The organism is Mucilaginibacter boryungensis, assembly GCF_015221995.1.
GTDB classification, from domain to species: domain Bacteria; phylum Bacteroidota; class Bacteroidia; order Sphingobacteriales; family Sphingobacteriaceae; genus Mucilaginibacter; species Mucilaginibacter boryungensis.
Window position 1 is genome coordinate 897,316 of the sequence record NZ_JADFFM010000001.1, and the last position, 18,831, is coordinate 916,146.

Here is an 18,831-nt window from a genome sequence, read left to right on the forward strand (position 1 = left end):
ACGGATATGAAAAAACTAATATTTTCAATTGTATTTATAGCCGGGATACTGGTCTTTCAATCATGCTCTAATGATAAGATAAATTCCATACCGGCAGATTTTGCTACGGCAGATCAGGTTGCTATTAACAGTGCAAACGTAAAAGCTTACATCAATAACTTATATACATTTGTTCCAAGGGGGTATAACCGTTTAGATACCGACCCTAATGTTGATGATATTGCAACCGGTGCTGTACCAGGCGCTCCTGGTAAAAATGCATTGACAGCAATGGTTGCTTCTGCAACCGACGAGGCTGTACACGCAACCCGAAATTCAGCAGCTGAAAAATGGGGAACAGGCCAATGGAGCGCTAGTTCGAACAATAACTGGGATACACAGATCAAGATAGATTATACCGGTATCAGGCGTACATTCTCTTATACCGAAGATATAGCGCCCAAATTGCCAATTGGTCCGGGCGCTAATGAAATCTCCACCACATTACGCGATCAATACCTGGGTGAAGCATTGTTTATACGGGCCCTGCTTAATTTCGAATTGCTAAAACGCTATGGCGGTTATCCAATTGTTAAAACCCAGCTTGCTGCCGATGGCAATTTTAATATTCCAAGAAACACCTACGACGAATGTACTAAGTATATTTCTGACCTGTGCGACCAGGCCCAGGCGCTGTTACCGGCAACCTATACAACTGTTGCTACAGACTTTGGCCGTGCTACAAAAGGCGCTTGTATGGCGTTAAAAGCTCGCTTACTACTTTACGCAGCAAGTCCGTTAAACAATGCCAGTAATGATATTACTAAGTGGCAGGCCGCTGCCGCTGCCGCTGCCGCTATCATCAGCACGGGTACTTATAGTTTATACCCTGCCGGTACTGCAGGTGCAGGTTACGAATCGTTTTTCCTGACGATTGCCGGAAATCCTGAGATCATTTTTTCAAGATTGGATCCGGCGAGTTCTGATATAGACCAATTAAACGGTCTGCCCAGCATTAACCTTGGTTATGGCGGTACATGCCCCACATTAGATCTGGTTAATGACTATGAAACCCTGGACGGTAAGCCTTTTGACTGGAATAACCCGGCCATGGCAGCCTCGCCATTTACCAACAGGGACCCGCGTTTTGCTAAAACTATTCTTTATAATGGCGCAGTTTGGACAGGCGGGACAACTGTTGATACTTATGAAGGCGGCAAGGATATTACAGGTAACCCTTACCCTACCCGCACCGGTTTTTATCTGCGGAAATTTATGGGCATTAACGCACGGTGGATAGCCCCGATAAGTAATGTCAACCATAGTTTTCCGCTTTTTAGATATGCCGAGGTATTACTGAACTATGCCGAAGCCATGAATGAAGCTTATGGCCCGGATAATGCCAGCACATTTACTTTAACAGCACGACAGGCTATAGCGCTAATACGCACACGCGCAGGGCTTACAGCTAATCAAAGTGTCCCTTTGGCCACTACACAGGCTTTAATGCGCACCGCTATTCGCCACGAACGCCGTATTGAGTTGGCTTTTGAAGAACATCGCCATATGGACCTAAGACGATGGATGACAGCGGAAACGGTGCTTAGTCAGCCAGTTTCTGGCCTTAAGATAGTTAAAACCGGTACTAACACTTTTACTTATACGCCGCAGGTTGTAGAGCAGAGGGTGTTTACAAACAAAATGTACCGCTATCCATTTCCGCAAGATGAACTTAGCAGAAACCCAGGTTTAGTTCAAAATCCAGGTTGGTAACCTTATTTCAATTTAAAATCATGAAAATATTATATATACTTTTAATTTTTAGCCTGGTAACTACCGGCGCTTTCGCGCAGGCCATACAGGTAAAAGGTACGGTTAGCGATAGTAAGGGGGCAAGTATCCCCGGCGTCAGCATTATGGTTGAAGGCACCAAGATCGGAACCGTATCCAGTGTTAACGGTCAATACGTTATCAATGTACCCAATGGTAATGCAACATTGGTATTTACTTCATTAGGATATGTCACCAATAAAGTACAGGTAAATGGCCGCAGGGACATTAATGTAACTTTAAGCGACGACGAAGCCACTTCATTAACAGAAGTACAAGTTGTAGGCTATGGTACACAAAAGAAGATCAGCGTTACAGCCGCTATTTCAAATATTGAAATGAAGGACCTGCGTAGAGCTGCTCCTTCAAATTTGAGTAATTCACTTGGTGGCCGTGTGCCGGGCTTAATTGCCAGGATGGGCGATGGGGCTGTTGGCGGTATCCAAAACAGGTATCAAAGCGGTACAATAGATGATGCCCAGATATTTATCCGTGGTAAAGGTACCCTGAACAATTCGGCAGCTTTAGTTTTAATTGATGGTGTTGAAGGTTCATTATCGAGGCTAAACCCCGAAGATATCGATCAGATAAGTGTATTGAAAGATGCATCGGCAACAGCTGTTTATGGTGTACGTGGCGCTAATGGAGTTATTATTGTTACCACCAGAAAAGGTGTTGCTGGTAAGCCCAGGGTTAGTGTAACTACTCAGCTTAGAATGATGAAACCGCTGGACTTTCCTAAGTTTGTGGGTTCGTATGACTACGCAACGCTATATGATGAGGCCCAAAAGAATTTGTATTCGGCGCAAATTACCCAGGGTGTAATACCGTCTACTACAGTATTTACACCGCTGTATTCAGCAGCTGATATTGAACATTACCGCATAGGTGACGACCCATATGGCCACCCTGATGTGAATTGGGCCAAAGCAATAAATAAAGATCATTATTTTGAAAAGCAAGGTATTGGAAACATTTCGGGTGGTACCGATAAGGTAACCTATTATCTAAGCGGTGAGTATGATCAGTCTGGTGGGCTTGCTATTGGAAACTCAGCAAATGGTACCGATTATAATGCCAAACGTTATAATTTACGCTCGAACCTTGATTTTAACATAACTAAAACCACCCAACTGGCCGTTAAACTGAATGGCTTGCTGAATGACCTTACTGCACAGTCAACAGGCGAAAGCAGCGGGCAGCGTGTTAATGGAGTTGGTTATTACTATATTGTAGTGCGGGCGCCTAATGAAGGACAACCTTATAATCCAAATGGCAGCTATAATTGGGGTAAAGGCTTAGGCTGGAATGGTGTTGCCGATTTGTTATCTGCCAACGTTTATAAACGTGTCAGCAATAATCTTTCATCAAACTTTGTATTAAACCAGGACCTTAAATTTATCACTCCTGGACTTTCGGCCAAAGTATTATATGGGTTAACTTATGGCGCGGGCTCAACCAAAACGTTGGTGCAAGGCCCAAGCTTTTACAGTTATGATGTAAATACAGGCATATATACCTTACAAAGGCCAACAATTGTACCAAGCTATACAGCAGTTGGCGATGGGTTTCAACCCTTTACGCGTAACCAGGAATTGAACGCATCACTAAATTATGCCAAAACAATTGCTAAAGATCATAATATTACCGCATTAGCTGTTGCCACACAATCTACAAGTGAATCCCAGTTGGTGCTGCCGCGATACTTTCAAGGGGTATCTGGCCGCGTAACTTACGATTATAAACACAAATACCTTGTAGAAGGCAACGTGGGATATAATGGATCAGACGCCTTTAACAAGGATCATCGTTATGCGCTCTTCCCGGCAGCAGGTTTAGGTTGGGTAATTTCCGAAGAAAAATTTGTGAAGGATAATATAAAAGCCCTGGATTTTTTGAAAATACGTGCCGACTATGGCGAGGTAGGTAATGATAAATTAAATAATGGCTTTGCCTATTTTTATCAGTACAATTTTGCGGTACCAGGGGCTGGCGGTACATCAGACGCTTCAAATGGTAACTACAGCCTTGGGCTTAATGGCGTTAACCAGGCCGGCTACAGGGAAGGAACTTTAGGTAACGACCAGGTAACCTGGGAAGTTGCCAGGAAAGCAGACTTAGGTTTGGAAATGAAATTTTTTAACAGCCGTTTAAGTTTTACCGGAGATGTGTTTTATGCCAGGACCAATAATATATTGCAGGTAAGGGCCGATGCGCCAATATATAGCGGGTTATCATCGCGGTTACCGGCTTTAAATATTGGCCAGGTAACTAATAAAGGCTTAGAGCTTACGTTGGGGTATGCAGACAATGCTGGTGATTGGAACTATAGCATAGAAGCTAACTATACTTATGTACATAATAATATTGATTATAGAGGCGAGGCTATAAAAGCTTATCCGTGGCTGTATTCTACCGGTCATCCCATCGGTACAGAAGCGCTGTATACCTGGACAGGCAAATTTTATAGCGCTGAAGATATTGCCAATCCTAAAGTTGCTAAACCTGCCGGCCAAATTATACCAGGCGACCTCATGTTTGCCGACTTAAACGGTGATGGCGTGATCGATCCGAATGACCAGGCTTACCAGGGCTATAACGAAACGCCAGAAATAATGTATGGGTTAAACCTGAATGTAGGCTACAAAGGGTTTTACCTGTCAACAAACTGGTACGGGGCTGCACATGTAGCTTATAGGCCTTCGGGTGCATTATTAAATGAATTTGCATTCCAGGTTCAACCATACCAACGGGATGGCCGCTGGGTATATGATCCTTCCCGTGGTTTAGATACCCGTGCTACAGCTACTTATCCAGCTTTGGTGGTAGGCGGTTCTACAACACAAAAACTTGGCGGTGGTGCATCAACCTTTAATAAGCTGGATGCCAGTTATGTAAGGCTTAGGGCGGCTGAATTTGGGTATGATTTTCCCAAATCGATTGCAAAAAAACTCCGCCTATCCAACTTACGGGTATTTGTAAGCGGTTCAAATCTCCTCACATTTACACCGCTTAAAAAATATCATATCGACCCGGAATATATCGGCGCAAGCAATGCCGATGGTTCTTCCAATGGTGCCAATACAGGTGTGTATTCACCGCAAAACAAATTTTTTGCCGCAGGGCTTAACGTAACTTTTTAGTAATAAGGATTATGAAAAAGATATTTCTAACTATAAGCATGCTGATACTTTTAAGCACGGCATGTACTAAAGATGGATCAAAATTAATTGACCCTACAACAGTTATAGGCATAAATGCTGCATTTGGTAATGCTAATAATGCCAATCAATTTCTGTTGGATATTTATCGCGCTATACTGCCTGTATTGCCAAGAACAGACTTTGCAGGTTCTCGTTGGCGAAATAATTACCTGTTGGATGTAGCAGATGAAAATGGGTCGACCAATGCACAGGGCAATCAAATAGTCCGCGATTGGAATGCAGGTGCTGTAACCGCGGGTAGTACTGGTGTCTTCTCTTATAAGGATTGGACTGATAGCTATGCATCCATCCGTGCCTGTAATCTTTTTCTGGCGCATATTAACGATGTACCGTATGATGCACAATTTCAATACGATGCAGCTGCCAAAAAAATACGTATTGCCGAGGCTAAATGGTTATTAGCATTTAATTATGCTGAATTGGCTAAGGAATTTGGCGGTCTGCCCATAATTAAAGGGGTGCTGGATCCTTCGTCAGATTTTAATATTCCACGAAGCACCTATGATGAAACCATTGCCTATATTACCGGTTTATGCGACGAAGCAGCGGCAGACCTACCATTAGTTTATAGTGATGCTGATTTGGGCAGGGCTACCAAAGGTGCCGCGCTGGCGCTTAAGGCACGTATGCTATTATATGCCGCCAGTCCGCTGTGGAATGATAGTAGTGCCCCGAACGACACTTACTTAAGTGGTAAATATGATGCCACAAAATGGCAAAAAGCAGCCCAGGCCGCAAAAGATGTAATGGACCTGAACCAGTATCAGCTTTATCCTGATCTTTCTACTTTGTTTACCAGCCGTACTAATTCCGAGATAATTTATGCACGCATGCAGGAACCAATGGCGTATTTTACAGCTACAAATGTTCCATATAAGTTATATCCCTCAGGTGCTTATCCTGTAGGCGGCAACAATCAGGTAACCTACAATATGGTTAAACAATATGAGGTGCTTAAAGGTGGCGTGGCCTATTCCATAGATGATGCATCATCTGGCTACAACCCGCAGGACCCGTATAAAAACCGCGATCCACGTTTTTACCGTGATTGTATTTATAATGGGGCTAAAGTATTGAATAAAACAGCCGAGTTTGGAACTGTTGCTGCAGGGGTAACTAAGGTTGTAGCGCATAATAATGTGATCGTTAGCCCTTACGATACTTATGTGTTCAGCACCAAATTCTGCGACCTTACTTTAAATATTACTGCTGATGCCCGTACCCCATCAGCCAATGGCAGAACCGGCCAGAATTATCCTTATTTAAGATATGCTGAAATATTAATGAACTATGCTGAAGCGATGAACGAGGCCTATGGCCCCGAAGCTTTAGGCCCAGGATTTACAATGACAGCTTTACAAGCTGTTAATCAGGTGCGTACCAGGGCAAAATATGTTGCAGGTAAACAAGAGTATTTAGGCCAAACCGGTGGCATGCCGCCAATTCCATCAGGCTTAAGCCAAAGTGCATTCCGTACAATATTACAACACGAGCGCAGGGTTGAGTTTAGTTTTGAAGAACACTATTTCTGGGATATCCGCCGTTGGAAACAAACACCCAATAATACTATCCAGGCGCAAATACCGGTTTGGACATCGCCTACAACGGTACAATATCAGATAACAACAATTGATAACCGTTACTGGGACCCTAAAATGTTACGTATGCCCATACCACAGTCTGAATTGTTTGCAAACCCTAAGTTGCAGCAAAACCCTGGATGGTAAATATTTATGTAGCTAATTAAACGCTCAAAATGCTAAGAATACTTCATGCGCTGCCTTTATAACAGCGCATGAAGTTACAAAATTATGAACGTGTGAATTTTGATAAACCAGTGATTGAAAGAATAACGTCTGTGTCAAATAGCCCCGACTGAATATCAGCATGAAGAAAATACCTGTTTTAATTATATTTTTTATTCTTTATCAATCTTGTGCATCTGCCCAGGCAACAGGTAAACAATCGCTTGTGGATCAAATTCCCGACCGGAAACCGCTAGTGTTACAAACCCAGGTAGTAAATGGGGGCAAGCCTAATGCTATTATTGTTACGCCTAATACACCTGAATTTAAAAACCTGGCCAGTAAAGTACAACAAGCTATCAAAGCAGCTACCGGTACTAAACTGGAAATAGTTGATGTTAAAAATATTGCTAATGTGCGCGGCGAATTTCCCGGGCAGTCACCTGCAAAAAACATTATAACATTGGGCAGCCTGCAAAATAATGGCCTTATAGCACACCTTTATTTCAGGGGCTATTGCAGCGTTGATGCTAATTATCCAGGTAAGGACGGTTATGTAGTACAAACTATTTGCGACCCCTGGGCTACAAATGCCAATGTAATTGTTTTGGGGGGCAGCAATACTATTGGTGTGGCGAAAGCTACCGAACGTTTCTGTAACGAACTACCAAAAGACAATACCCTGACCATTGCCCGTAACCTTCGGGCAGTTGTGCATAAAAACTATAATTATCCCGATTTAACAGATGCGGAAATAGCTAAAGTATTAGTAAGCGCTACAGCCGATTTTAAGGCCGGAAAGCATAATGGTTTATTCCCGTTTATTGTTGGTGCTGGCAACGCATACAAATTATCGGGTAAAGAAGGGCAGGCCAAACTATTCAGGGAGTTGCTTTTTTTAGAATATAATTTGCGCTGGCACAGTCCGAACGATTTTGACAGCCCATGGGGCAGTGGGGCCGATATGCAATTTGCCCCATTAATGATGGCCTGGGATAATGTAGAAGAAAGCAGTTCGTTAAGTGATGCAGACAGGCATAAGATAATGGATATCATCCTGGAGTATATTCACTATTACGAAAAATATTCCTACATCCCTTACTTTAAAACCAAACTGATCAGACATAATCATCATACTTTTCCCGGTCAGGGTTTCTCTGCAGCGGGCAGATATTTCACCAAATATTATCCCGATTATCCTGGGGGTGCCCAATGGCAGCAAATGGGTGATGATTGTTTTAGAGTACAGGAAACATCATGGAAGTCGATGGAAAATTGCAGCGCCTACGCAGGCCTTGCCAGTCGGCACATGTGTTATTATGCTACTACGCGTCCCGATTTTACCTGGTTCGATTCGGGCAGGGCCCGTATATCCGGCGACCTGCCCATCCTTACCATGGATAACCTGGGCAGCCAATGTGCTTATGGCGATATGTTAGGGTATAACCCCCGTTCACCTATTGATTTATGGACCACCTTAGTGCTGATTGAGCGTAACGGGCGCTATTCATGGGCTATACACAAGGCGCGCGGCTCATTCAGGCCGGTACCAAGCGAAAGCGATAGTATTGCCGTAGATGTAAAGCCGGTTATACCTGTTGATTTGCTGGGTACTAAATATTATCCGGTTGATTCACTGTTTTTTGCTACGCTGAATGGTAAAGGAAAGGTCCCGCTTTCAAAAACGTTTGATAAAATATCATTCCGCTCCTCGTTCGATCCTCAAAAACAATACCTGTCGCTTGAAGGAATAAACACCGGCTATCATAGTCACCGGGATGGCAACGCGGTGCTGCGTTTAACCGATCGGGGCCGTATCTGGCTGGCCGACGGTGATTATATCAAAGCCTCGGCAAAATACCATAATACGTTATTAATATTTAAAGACGGCGAAGCTACTGTGCAGCCGCCGTTTATCCAAAAGGAATTTATTGCTGATTTGCCAAGTGTGGGTATTAGTAGTACTACCATGCCTGATTATGGAGGTACTAATTGGACACGCAACATTATTTGGGATAAGGAACGCGCGTTTGTTTTTATTGATGAAGTGAAAGCTAACAGTAAAGATTCATACAGCGTGCGCACTTTGTGGCATACACTCGGCAAACCTGAATTAAAAGACAATACCTTTCATCTTACACAACAGGGTGAAGCTTTCGCTATCCAAAACCTGGATGGTTCGCAATTACATTATACCAAGGATTATGCTGTGGGTAGCAACTGGATTGAGTATAAACATGCCGACCCGGTGGTTAACTCGTTACAGCAAGTACACAATGCTACTTTGCGTAAAGGCGATAGAGTATTCGTACTTAACGTACTGAGCGGGCAAACTGAGGGTAGCGAGCCTATAGTATCAGCACGCGTAAACGATTCGACACTGATATTGGGGAGCGGTAAAGATCAGGCTTTAATGGGCGTAGGCGAGCTGAAAGTTAAAGGGATTGAAGCCACTACTAAATTGTATTGGCTAACGCATGATCATTTAGCGTTGGTGGGTGCCAAAGGCCTTACGCTGAACGGTAAAAAGTTATTTAGCGCAGTTGATTCTATATCAGCAGAAATATCAGGCGCAGGCATTACATTAGATATTGACAAGCCAACTCAGATCACGCTATATGCTCCTAAAGCAGGCATAATGCTGGATGGCGCACCTGTTAAAGGAGTAGCTAAAAATGGTGCTTTCATGGTATACCTGCCCAAAGGGAAGCACCGGATTACTGGTATAATTATCCCCAGGGAGTTTGCTTTTGATTTTCCAAAAATAGCTAAAGTAGAAAGCCACGCTAAAGTTGACCTGGGCGCTGGTAAGTTGATGGAGCGGGCCGGTTTTACACCTGAAAATGCTCGTGATACAATTAGGTTCGATGCGGACAAAAGTGGTGTTTATGTGGCCGATAATAATGGCGTTCTGCATGCTTTTACAACCGATATGAAAGTCCGCTGGACTTACAACGTTGGTGGGAATATTCACGCCGTGTGGACGGGTAAACTGGAGAAAGATGCCCCCGCACGCATTGTTGCCGGTACTGTAGCCGGGCACGTTGTAGTGCTTGACCAGGATGGTAAGTTATTGCGTGAAATGCAAATTCCGCTTTACAGGAACACCCGTCAAACTAATTATTTCACATCAGCCGATTTGAAAGGTGATGGCAACCGTGAATTGATAGTGGGTGCGCAAAACTGGTACAATTATGCTTTTGATGCTGCTGGCAATATGTTATGGAAATACCTGTGTGTTCACCCGGCAAGCGTAGGCGGCGCTTTTGATTTGAACGGAGATGGCAAAGACGAAGTACTTTCAGGCACGATATATTACACCTGGGGGGCTTTAAACCCTGATGACGGAAAGCCGGTATGGACCATACGCGCTGGCCCGGGTGCTAATGATGTTATTGGTGGCGATATGGATGGTAAGGGCAAGCGCATGGTGTTTATGGCTGGTGCTGACGGCTATGTATATGCCGTAAATGCTAACGGCAAACAGCCATGGACAAACAGTGTAGGCGATGGTGCTACCTGCATCCAGCTAATGGATGTAAATGGCGATGGTGAAAAAGATGTGCTGGTAGGCGCAGTAAGCGCCGATGTGACCGCATTTGACAGCAAGGGCAAACGCATATGGCGCCATGAAATAGGGGAACCGATACAATGCATGGCAAAAGCTGATATGAACGATGATGGTAAAGAAGAGATTATTATTGGCACAGAAGATGGGCATGTTATAGCATTGAATAGCGAAGGGAAGCCTATTGCGCATTGGGCAACCAGTGGATCTGTGATTAAGCTTATCGCATTACCGGATGGCCGTATAGCCGCTGGTACAAGTACAGGTAAGTTAGCTATATTAGGAAGAGAATAATATTAATACGAATAATAACTATAATATATGTCAAATTCAAAATCATTTTCTCGCCGCAATTTCATTGCGGGCGCCGGCCTGCTTGTGGCAGGGGCTACGCTGAGAGTCAAGGGGGCAGGGTTTTCAGGCTGGGACGATGAGCCCATTATTGATATCCACCAGCATACCGATTATGCAGGGCGTACCAATGCCGAATTGTTCGCACATCAAAAAACTATGGGGGTTACTAATACCATACTTTTGCCCGCAGGGCACGATATTAATTACGGATCCACTAACTACGGTTTTTCAAATGGCTTACAGGTACACGCGACATCTAACGAGGCTTGTTATAAAATAGCGCAGGAACGCCCGAAAGAATACATGTTTGGCGCTAATGAAGTACCAGATGTACCTAATGCTATAAAAGAGATAGAGAAATACCTGAAACTTGGCGCGCCAATTATAGGCGAATCAAAATTTAATGTGGAGTGTGATTCGCCCGAGATGCAGGATATCTATCAATTAGCACAACAGTATAAAGTGCCTGTTTTAATGCATTTTCAATACAAAATATACAATCGTGGGTTCGAACGCATGTATACCATGCTTGAGAAGTATCCCAAAGTAAACTTTATAGCCCACGCGCAAACCTGGTGGGCACATATCGATAAAAATTATCCAAATCAAAATATTCTTTATCCAACAGGTAAAGTAACCCCAGGCGGTTTAACCGATCAATTACTTAGTAAATATTCTAATATATGGGGCGACGTTTCAGGGGGCTCGGGCCTGCGTGCCATGACCCGTGATGAAGACTTTTATAAAGATTTTATGACACGGCACCAGGATAGGTTACTATACGGAAGCGATTGCGACGACAAAGTTGGTACTGGTAAAGCATGTACTGGCTGGCAGGCTATTCAACAAATTAAAAAACTGGCAGCATCTAAAGAAATTGAACGTAAAATATTATACCATAACGCTAAAAAGTTAATGAGGCTTGATGTTTAATATTTCAGGGCTAATTATAAATAAATTAAACCTTAGCCGGCAGGCATAAATAGAAGTTTGATACCGGCGTTTATGTTACAGTAATATAACAAAAGGGATGATCTACTTGTAGATATATTGCCTGTGTAATGATGATATAATGTAATAAAAATTGCAATAAAAAATAAATAGCGTACCTTCGTGTACGTAAACGTAAATTAACACTTAAAAAAGAATACAGCCTTAGCATAAACCTAAACCTGATGTGATAAGGGAATTTCACTGCTGAATAACGGAGCTAATGTTGTTAAAACTGAATAGTATGCCTCGAATAATAAAGATCGTTAATGGAAATATTATCACCCCTTACAGAGTAATTAACGGAGGGACGATTGTACTTACAGATGGTATTATAACAGCTGTAAGTGAAGAGAATATTGACATAGATGCAGTTGAAATAGATGCCCGGGGCAATTTTGTAGCACCCGGATTTATAGATTTACATGTGCATGGTGGCGGGGGGTTTGATTTTATGGACAACACCGCGGAAGCATTCCGTGAAATAGCGCGTACACATGCGCGGTATGGTACTACAGCTATGTATCCCACCACTTTAACAAGTGAAAAAGAAGACCTGCTTACTACTTTATCTATTTTTGAACAGGTGAAGGACGAAGAACCAGTAGGGGCGCAATTACTTGGTATGCATTTAGAAGGGCCGTATTTTGCCATTGAGCAGCGCGGCGCCCAGGATACCCGTTACATCCGCAACCCCGACCCCAAAGAATATAAAGAAATTATAAAATACTCGTCGTGTATTAAACGTTGGAGCGCCGCCCCTGAATTACCAGGTGCTATTGAATTTGGACGCTACGTTAAAAAACATGGCATTTTACCTGCCATTGCACATACCGACGCCATATATGAAGACGTAGAACTTGCGCATGAGAACGGTTACACCCTGGTAACGCATTTATATTCCAGTATGTCTGGCGTAACCCGACGTAATGCTTTCAGGTATGCCGGAGTTATAGAAAGCGCGTTTTTAATTGATGGGCTTGATGTAGAGATCATAGCCGACGGGATCCACCTTCCCGCAGCCCTGTTAAAGTTGGTTTATAAAATTAAAGGTCCTGAAAACATAGCTTTAATAACAGATGCAATGCGCGCCGTAGGCCTGCCCGAAGGGCCAAGTATCTTAGGTAACCTGAAAAATGGTTTAGAAGTGATTATTGAAGATGGCGTTGCAAAACTACCAGACCGCAGCGCGTTTGCCGGAAGCGTTGCTACCGCCGACAGACTGGTACGGAATATGGTTCAAATGGCTGATGTGCCGCTTATTGATGCGGTGCGGATGATGACAGCAACCCCGGCAAGAATAATGGGTATTGATGATAAAAAGGGCTCGCTGGTGATAGGAAAAGATGCCGACATTGTGATTTTTGATAGTGATATTAATATTCAGAAAACTATAATAAAAGGGAAGATAATATTTGATAAAGATACCCCGGCTAATAATTTGGTAGGGTTAGATTCTCAAACTGTCTTTGGAAATTAAGGAATACAATGCCGGATAATTGTTTAAATAAAGCAATTGAAGGTAGCTGCAAACAATAGCCTGCTGATTTTAAAACATTGATGAAAAAAGCTTTATACCAGGTATTTATTACAATGTTATCACTTTTTGCGGGCGAACTTCATGCCCAGCAAGTTAATTTAGGGAAGGTAGATTGGCAGGCGCTGGATAAAACACATGATATAAATTTATCGCCGTGGGGGCCATACTCAAAAAAGTATGCGGGTATTTCGCATATTCCTTCCATACAGAAAGGATTGAAGTTTGAATTTTCGGTAATGCCCGGTCTTTACCGTTATAAAACAATTGTTCCTAACGTATTATTTCAGTCTGATTATTATCCGTGGCGTGCCAGCGATGACATGTCGGCTTATACATTCAGAAATGAAATGGTATGGAAGAACGAGATATATACCGATGTCACCTACCATATTGTTGATTCTAATACAGTATTGGTAGCCATGCATTGCGTTAACAATAGCAAACTACCCCAGCATTTAGACCTTAACCTGATGGGGTATATTGAATACCCGGAAAGCTATCCTTCCAAAAAAGTAACCATGCCAGATGGAAGTACTTGGATTAACGCGATTCATTACCAACAACTCAACCTAAAACAAAAGTCAATAAGAGATAACCTGATCTATGACGGCTATTTGAAAGGCGAGGTGCGCAACAGCGATTATATAGAAGGGCGTGCCTTGGGCGCTTTATTCAGTAAAGATGAAGGTAGCACAGCGGTATATAAATTAAACATTAGTAAAAATCAGCTTCAGGGAACTATTAATTTGGTTTACCGGATAAAGAAGGGCGCCAAATCATCGTTCAGGATGCGCGGACTTGCAGATACCACAGTTCAGTTGCAGGGTACAGGCGCATTGGAAATTGCCAGCATTTCTTACAAAAAACCGTCGGCAGGCGCTACACAGCTAACTATTGAAACTTTAAGTAAAGAAGAGGTTGAGTTTAATGGTTTGGCAATCACTCCCGGATTACCAGGTTCTGTAAAAATAGACGCCGTAGAAAAATATTATGTGCCGCAGGTAACCGAAAACCCTGAAGGCAAATCGGTTATACTAAAATACAAAGATATTGACCAATATTACGGAATAAGCTGGGAGTTTGATCAATTTCGGATAAGAGAGTTTAAAAATGACGAACTTGATATTTTCCTGAAAAGGAATACAAACAACCATACTTATAAAGTTTTTAACGGCAATAATAGCGGCGATTTTAGCAACGTTTACTTGCGTCCGATAGAACTTGAAGCAAAGGCAGAGCGGACGGTTTATGCCCTGGTTGCCAGCGGTTCGTTAGATAAAGTTAAGCGCCGGTTACAACAACTTACCGAGGTAAAGCAGGTTATTCAAAAGAAAGCGCCTGTTGCAGGCGTTCCGAAAATATTGCCACAGGGCGAAAAATACAGACAAAGCCAGGAGATTTTCAGAGCGTTGGTACTTACCAATATGGCTTATCCTATATATACTCAGGATGCATTTATCCGCCACTTTTCGCCAGGCAAATTTTACAACTCGCTTTATACCTGGGACTCTGGTTTTTCGGCACTCGGCCTGGTTTATGTTAACCCCGAAAAGGCCATGGAAAGTATCAATACTTATACTACCGAAAAGGGTAACGACAATGCATTTATCCAGCACGGTACACCAATACCTGTGCAGATATATGCCTTTATGGAGTTGTGGAATAAAACACAATCAAAGGAAATGCTGGCTTATTTTTACCCGCGGCTGAAAAAATATTATGAATTTATAGCAGGCAGGTACGGCAGTTCTAATACGCGTTCGTTAAAATCGGGTTTGTTGAAAACATGGGATTACTTTTACAACTCGGGCGGATGGGATGATTATCCGGCGCAGGTAACCGTTCATAATTTAAAAGTTGAAAGTACTGTAGCTCCTGTAGCAACTACTGCACATGCCATACGGATTGCCAAAATGTTAAAACTTGCCGCCGCAGCTTTAGGTGAAAAGGCCGACTTGAAACTATATGAAGATGATATAGCGTTGTTCAGTAAATCGTTGCAAAAAAACTCATGGAACGATACCTCGGGGTATTTTAGCTATGTGGTACATAATGCCGAAGGAAACCCGGTAGGGCATTTTAAATATCCCGGAACCAATTTAGACCATAACATGGGCCTTGATGGAGTTACGCCATTAATTGCCGGAATATGCACCCCTGTGCAGGAAAAGGCTATGATCAATGATATTTTCTCGGACAAACACATGTGGACACCCGCAGGTATTTGCGCGGTGGACAAATCGGCGCCATATTTTAACCCGGTAGGCTACTGGAATGGTTCAATTTGGATGCCGCACCAATGGTTTATCTGGAAAACAATGCTGGATATAGGCCGCCCCGATCTGGCACGCCAGATAGCTACAAAAGCCCTTGACATTTTTGGGCGTGAGGTTGATGAAACGTATTCTTCTTTTGAATATTACGTAGTGAAAAATGGCCGGGGTGCGGGTTGGCACCAGTTTACCAGCCTTTCATCGCCTGTACTTTCCTGGTTTGCATCATATTATAAACCCGGTACAATAACATCAGGCTTCGAGATTTGGATAAACAAACAGTCTTTTAATACAAATAATACCAATTATACCGCACAGCTATCGTTTGATAGTTCCACACCTGCCCATAAGCGATGTTTTATGGTGTGCTTAAATCCTGCATTTAAATACAGGGTATTGATTAATGGCAAAGTGTCGGCTTTTAATTCGCCTTATGCGGGCCTTTTAGAAATAGGGCTACCTGCAACAAATACTGATTTATCGATACGTATACAGCCTGTAAAATAGATCAACTAATAATATTTCTTCTCCCGAATAATCGCTGTATGGGGCTTGTGCAAAAGATATATTAATAATATAACTAAGCCTTATAAAATAAATATAATAAAACTTGCTTTTGCGGTTTTAATGCGTTATATTTAAATATAAAAACCGCATAAACAATCAAGTTGCAGTTAATGCGGGTTATTCCTAACTATTTATTTTGCAATAAATTATATCAAATAAATTAAATATGGAACTACAACCCCAGGCGCCCGAAAATCTATCAGGCTGAAAAATTTCACAAAATTTAAATACGTGCTTTAAGCTAAATAATAGTTAACAAAAAAGCGCTAATTAACATGTAACCGGTATGAGATTATTGCCGGACAGGGGTTTCTTTTGCCCAATTTTAATCTTATAAAACACCTTTATTCATATACATATAACCAGAGATATAACATCAGCAAATAAATAATTATGAATAACTAATACCTAAATTAAATGGAAAGTAAAAAACGAAACAGCACCCGTATGGTGCTAAATCCCCGTGTCATTACCGCCGTTATCAGCGCAGTGGCATTGATCTTAATGGCTACCGTATGTATCCTTTCGTGCAGTAAACCCGATTCGGCCGAAAAGGCAGTTGCTGTTAAAGGGCCAAATTTAAAGGTTAATGGGGCGCAACTTTTGCCAGGTGGCCGTGCTTATTTTACGTCGGCCATTGGTCATTTTCAAACTTCAACCAGTCAAACAACTTGGGTACGCGTGGTTAATTACACTTTTGTAGCTGCCACAGGTACAGTTACTGCCGATCTTTCTATATGGTCGAGTGCGAATCAATATGGAAAGACTTTGATAACCAGCCATTCCTGTACTGTTGACGGTACTGCAAAAAATTGTTCACAATATTCACCAACGGGTTGGATAGTGGGTACGTCAACCAACCCTGTTGTTCACTGGAGTGGTACATACACATATAATAGTACAACAGGTGCATTGCATGTAGACTGGCCAACTGTAGGCTCAGGCGCATGGGAGGATTGGACTGTTTCTGATTACCCTGGCAAAGCTATATCTATGCTTACTTATGTTAGTTCATCCGGTACCTATGGTATTACCAACGGTTATGGTTTTGGCAGTAGTAAGCCGTTTACTTATTATTATAGCATTAATTCGGTACCCAGAACGGATATCAGCGGCCATACTGTGAATTGTTCATGGGATGGTTTAGCCAGTGTCTATACTGTAGCGGGATCGCCGCAAACCGAGCAATTTTCATTAGCGACTGGTTTTGGGGGTAATGCTATTCATTATAAGGGTGGGCAAAGTCCTGATGCTTGTAGTTCAGGCTGCTCTGTACCCTCAACCGGTAAAACTGGTATTATATATCACCTTACAGGCCTCAATAATTCCAGACAGATGGCATTTAATCACCATTGCGCTTGCCTCCCAACACTTGCGCAATATCCTTGCTATGATGGTACCATTCATCCCTACGCTATGATGCAGGTTATTGATGATAATGGGGTTATGCAAGGTTTAGTAGGTATCCATGAACAAGACCAACCCGGTTCGGTTGGCTTTTCCTATTCTATCAACTATTGGTTATATCCATGATCAGTATAATTCAATTCTGGTATGGTTTTGCAGCAGTGCGGGCCTATCAGCATTTGTAAGTTCAATATACGGATTAATATAAAATCATATTTAAAATGGAAAATTCAAACATCACCTTAAGGGGACAAAATGTCCGTATCATTATTGCTGTTATAGGTGCGATGGTATTGGCCTTAACAGCTGCCATATGTATTTTTTCATGTGGCAAACCCGATTCGGCAGAGAAAGCCGTAGCTGCTAAAGTACCAAATTTAAGAGTTAACGGAGCACAGCCGCTTCCAGGTGGGCGCGCTTATTTTACATCGGCCATTGGAAGGCTCCAAACATCAACCGGAACTGCATGCTGGGTACGGGTAGTTAACTATACTTTCACCGCAGCTACCGGTACTGTGACTGCTGATCTTTCGGAGTGGAAAAGTACCAGTCAGTTTGGAAAGACATTAATAACGTCTCATACCTGCAGTGTTGACGGCCCTTCACAAACCTGTTCGCAGTACGCGCCCACCGGCTGGATAGTAGGTACATCCACTAACCCTGTTTCCCATTGGAGCGGTACGTACACTTATAATAGCACCACTGGCGCACTACATATGGATTGGCCAGCTATAGGTTCGGGCGCATGGGAAGATTGGACAGTTGCTGATTATCCTGGTAAACCGATGTCTCAGCTCATTTTCGTTGGTTCATCTGCCAGTTATAGTATTACTAACGGTTACGGATTTGGCAGTACCCAGCCGTTTACCGTTTATAAAACTGTTAATCAGGTACCTCATGTGGATGTAAGTGGTCATAATAGATATTGTTCCTGGGATGGTTCAGCAAGTACTTACAGTATAGGCGGGTCGCCGCAAACTGAGCAATTTTCATTATTTGGCGGTGTGACGGGTGGTAATGCCGTTCATTACAAAGGCGGTCAAAGCATTGATGGCTGTGGTGGCCCGTCACGCGTAGGCTGTGCCGTTCCTTCAAATGGTAAAACAGGTATTATATATCACCTCACCAGCCTCAATAATTCAAGACAAATGGTTTTTAACCACCATTGCGCTTGTTTGCCAAGTATTGCCCAATATCCATGCTACAACGGTACTATTCACCCTTATGCTATGATGCAGGTTATTGATGATAATGGCGACATGCAGGGCTTAGTGGGCATCCATCAGCAGGACGAACCCGGTTCAACAGGGTTTAGTTATTCTATCAATTATTGGTTATATCCATGATAGGCCTT

General features: G+C 42.7%; 9 protein-coding genes. All 9 read left to right on the forward strand.

The window, feature by feature from the left end; genetic code table 11:
• Positions 1–6: 6 nt before the first annotated feature.
• The 9 genes from IRJ18_RS03880 to IRJ18_RS03920 all read left to right on the forward strand — a co-directional run bounded on the left by IRJ18_RS03880 (position 7) and on the right by IRJ18_RS03920 (position 18,823).
• Positions 7–1,752, forward strand: a complete 1,746-nt coding sequence (locus IRJ18_RS03880; protein ID WP_194104892.1) for a RagB/SusD family nutrient uptake outer membrane protein — start codon at positions 7–9, stop codon at positions 1,750–1,752.
• A gap of 20 nt (positions 1,753–1,772) precedes the next feature.
• Positions 1,773–4,952, forward strand: coding sequence for a SusC/RagA family TonB-linked outer membrane protein (locus tag IRJ18_RS03885; RefSeq protein WP_194104893.1), 3,180 nt, complete (start codon positions 1,773–1,775; stop codon positions 4,950–4,952).
• Between the two features lie 11 nt (positions 4,953–4,963).
• Entirely contained in the window at positions 4,964–6,760 is a 1,797-nt protein-coding gene (locus IRJ18_RS03890; protein WP_194104894.1) for a RagB/SusD family nutrient uptake outer membrane protein, read from the forward strand.
• A gap of 160 nt (positions 6,761–6,920) precedes the next feature.
• Positions 6,921–10,640, forward strand: a complete 3,720-nt coding sequence (locus IRJ18_RS03895) for an outer membrane protein assembly factor BamB family protein (RefSeq protein ID WP_194104895.1) — start codon at positions 6,921–6,923, stop codon at positions 10,638–10,640.
• Positions 10,641–10,667: 27 nt separating this feature from the next.
• Positions 10,668–11,633, forward strand: a complete 966-nt coding sequence (locus IRJ18_RS03900; RefSeq protein ID WP_194104896.1) for an amidohydrolase family protein — start codon at positions 10,668–10,670, stop codon at positions 11,631–11,633.
• A 301-nt stretch (positions 11,634–11,934) separates the two neighbouring features.
• Entirely contained in the window at positions 11,935–13,170 is a 1,236-nt protein-coding gene (gene nagA, locus IRJ18_RS03905) for an N-acetylglucosamine-6-phosphate deacetylase (RefSeq protein WP_194104897.1), read from the forward strand.
• Between the two features lie 80 nt (positions 13,171–13,250).
• Positions 13,251–16,010 carry an MGH1-like glycoside hydrolase domain-containing protein gene (locus IRJ18_RS03910; RefSeq protein ID WP_194104898.1) on the forward strand — a complete coding sequence of 920 codons (2,760 nt, stop codon included), beginning with the start codon at positions 13,251–13,253 and terminating at the stop codon, positions 16,008–16,010.
• A gap of 477 nt (positions 16,011–16,487) precedes the next feature.
• Positions 16,488–17,603: a hypothetical protein gene (locus IRJ18_RS03915; RefSeq protein WP_194104899.1), complete on the forward strand. Its 1,116-nt coding sequence runs from the start codon at positions 16,488–16,490 to the stop codon at positions 17,601–17,603.
• Positions 17,604–17,698: 95 nt separating this feature from the next.
• Positions 17,699–18,823, forward strand: coding sequence for a hypothetical protein (locus IRJ18_RS03920; protein WP_194104900.1), 1,125 nt, complete (start codon positions 17,699–17,701; stop codon positions 18,821–18,823).
• Positions 18,824–18,831: the final 8 nt, after the last annotated feature.

Bases quoted from the DNA above. Each gene is read 5' to 3' on its own strand.
- nagA (WP_194104897.1), top strand. From the start codon at position 11,935: ATGCCTCGAATAATAAAGATCGTTAATGGAAATATTATCACCCCTTAC.
- IRJ18_RS03890 (WP_194104894.1), top strand. From the start codon at position 4,964: ATGAAAAAGATATTTCTAACTATAAGCATGCTGATACTTTTAAGCACG.
- IRJ18_RS03885 (WP_194104893.1), top strand. From the start codon at position 1,773: ATGAAAATATTATATATACTTTTAATTTTTAGCCTGGTAACTACCGGC.
- IRJ18_RS03915 (WP_194104899.1), top strand. From the start codon at position 16,488: ATGGAAAGTAAAAAACGAAACAGCACCCGTATGGTGCTAAATCCCCGT.
- IRJ18_RS03880 (WP_194104892.1), top strand. From the start codon at position 7: ATGAAAAAACTAATATTTTCAATTGTATTTATAGCCGGGATACTGGTC.
- IRJ18_RS03920 (WP_194104900.1), top strand. From the start codon at position 17,699: ATGGAAAATTCAAACATCACCTTAAGGGGACAAAATGTCCGTATCATT.
- IRJ18_RS03900 (WP_194104896.1), top strand. From the start codon at position 10,668: ATGTCAAATTCAAAATCATTTTCTCGCCGCAATTTCATTGCGGGCGCC.
- IRJ18_RS03895 (WP_194104895.1), top strand. From the start codon at position 6,921: ATGAAGAAAATACCTGTTTTAATTATATTTTTTATTCTTTATCAATCT.
- IRJ18_RS03910 (WP_194104898.1), top strand. From the start codon at position 13,251: ATGAAAAAAGCTTTATACCAGGTATTTATTACAATGTTATCACTTTTT.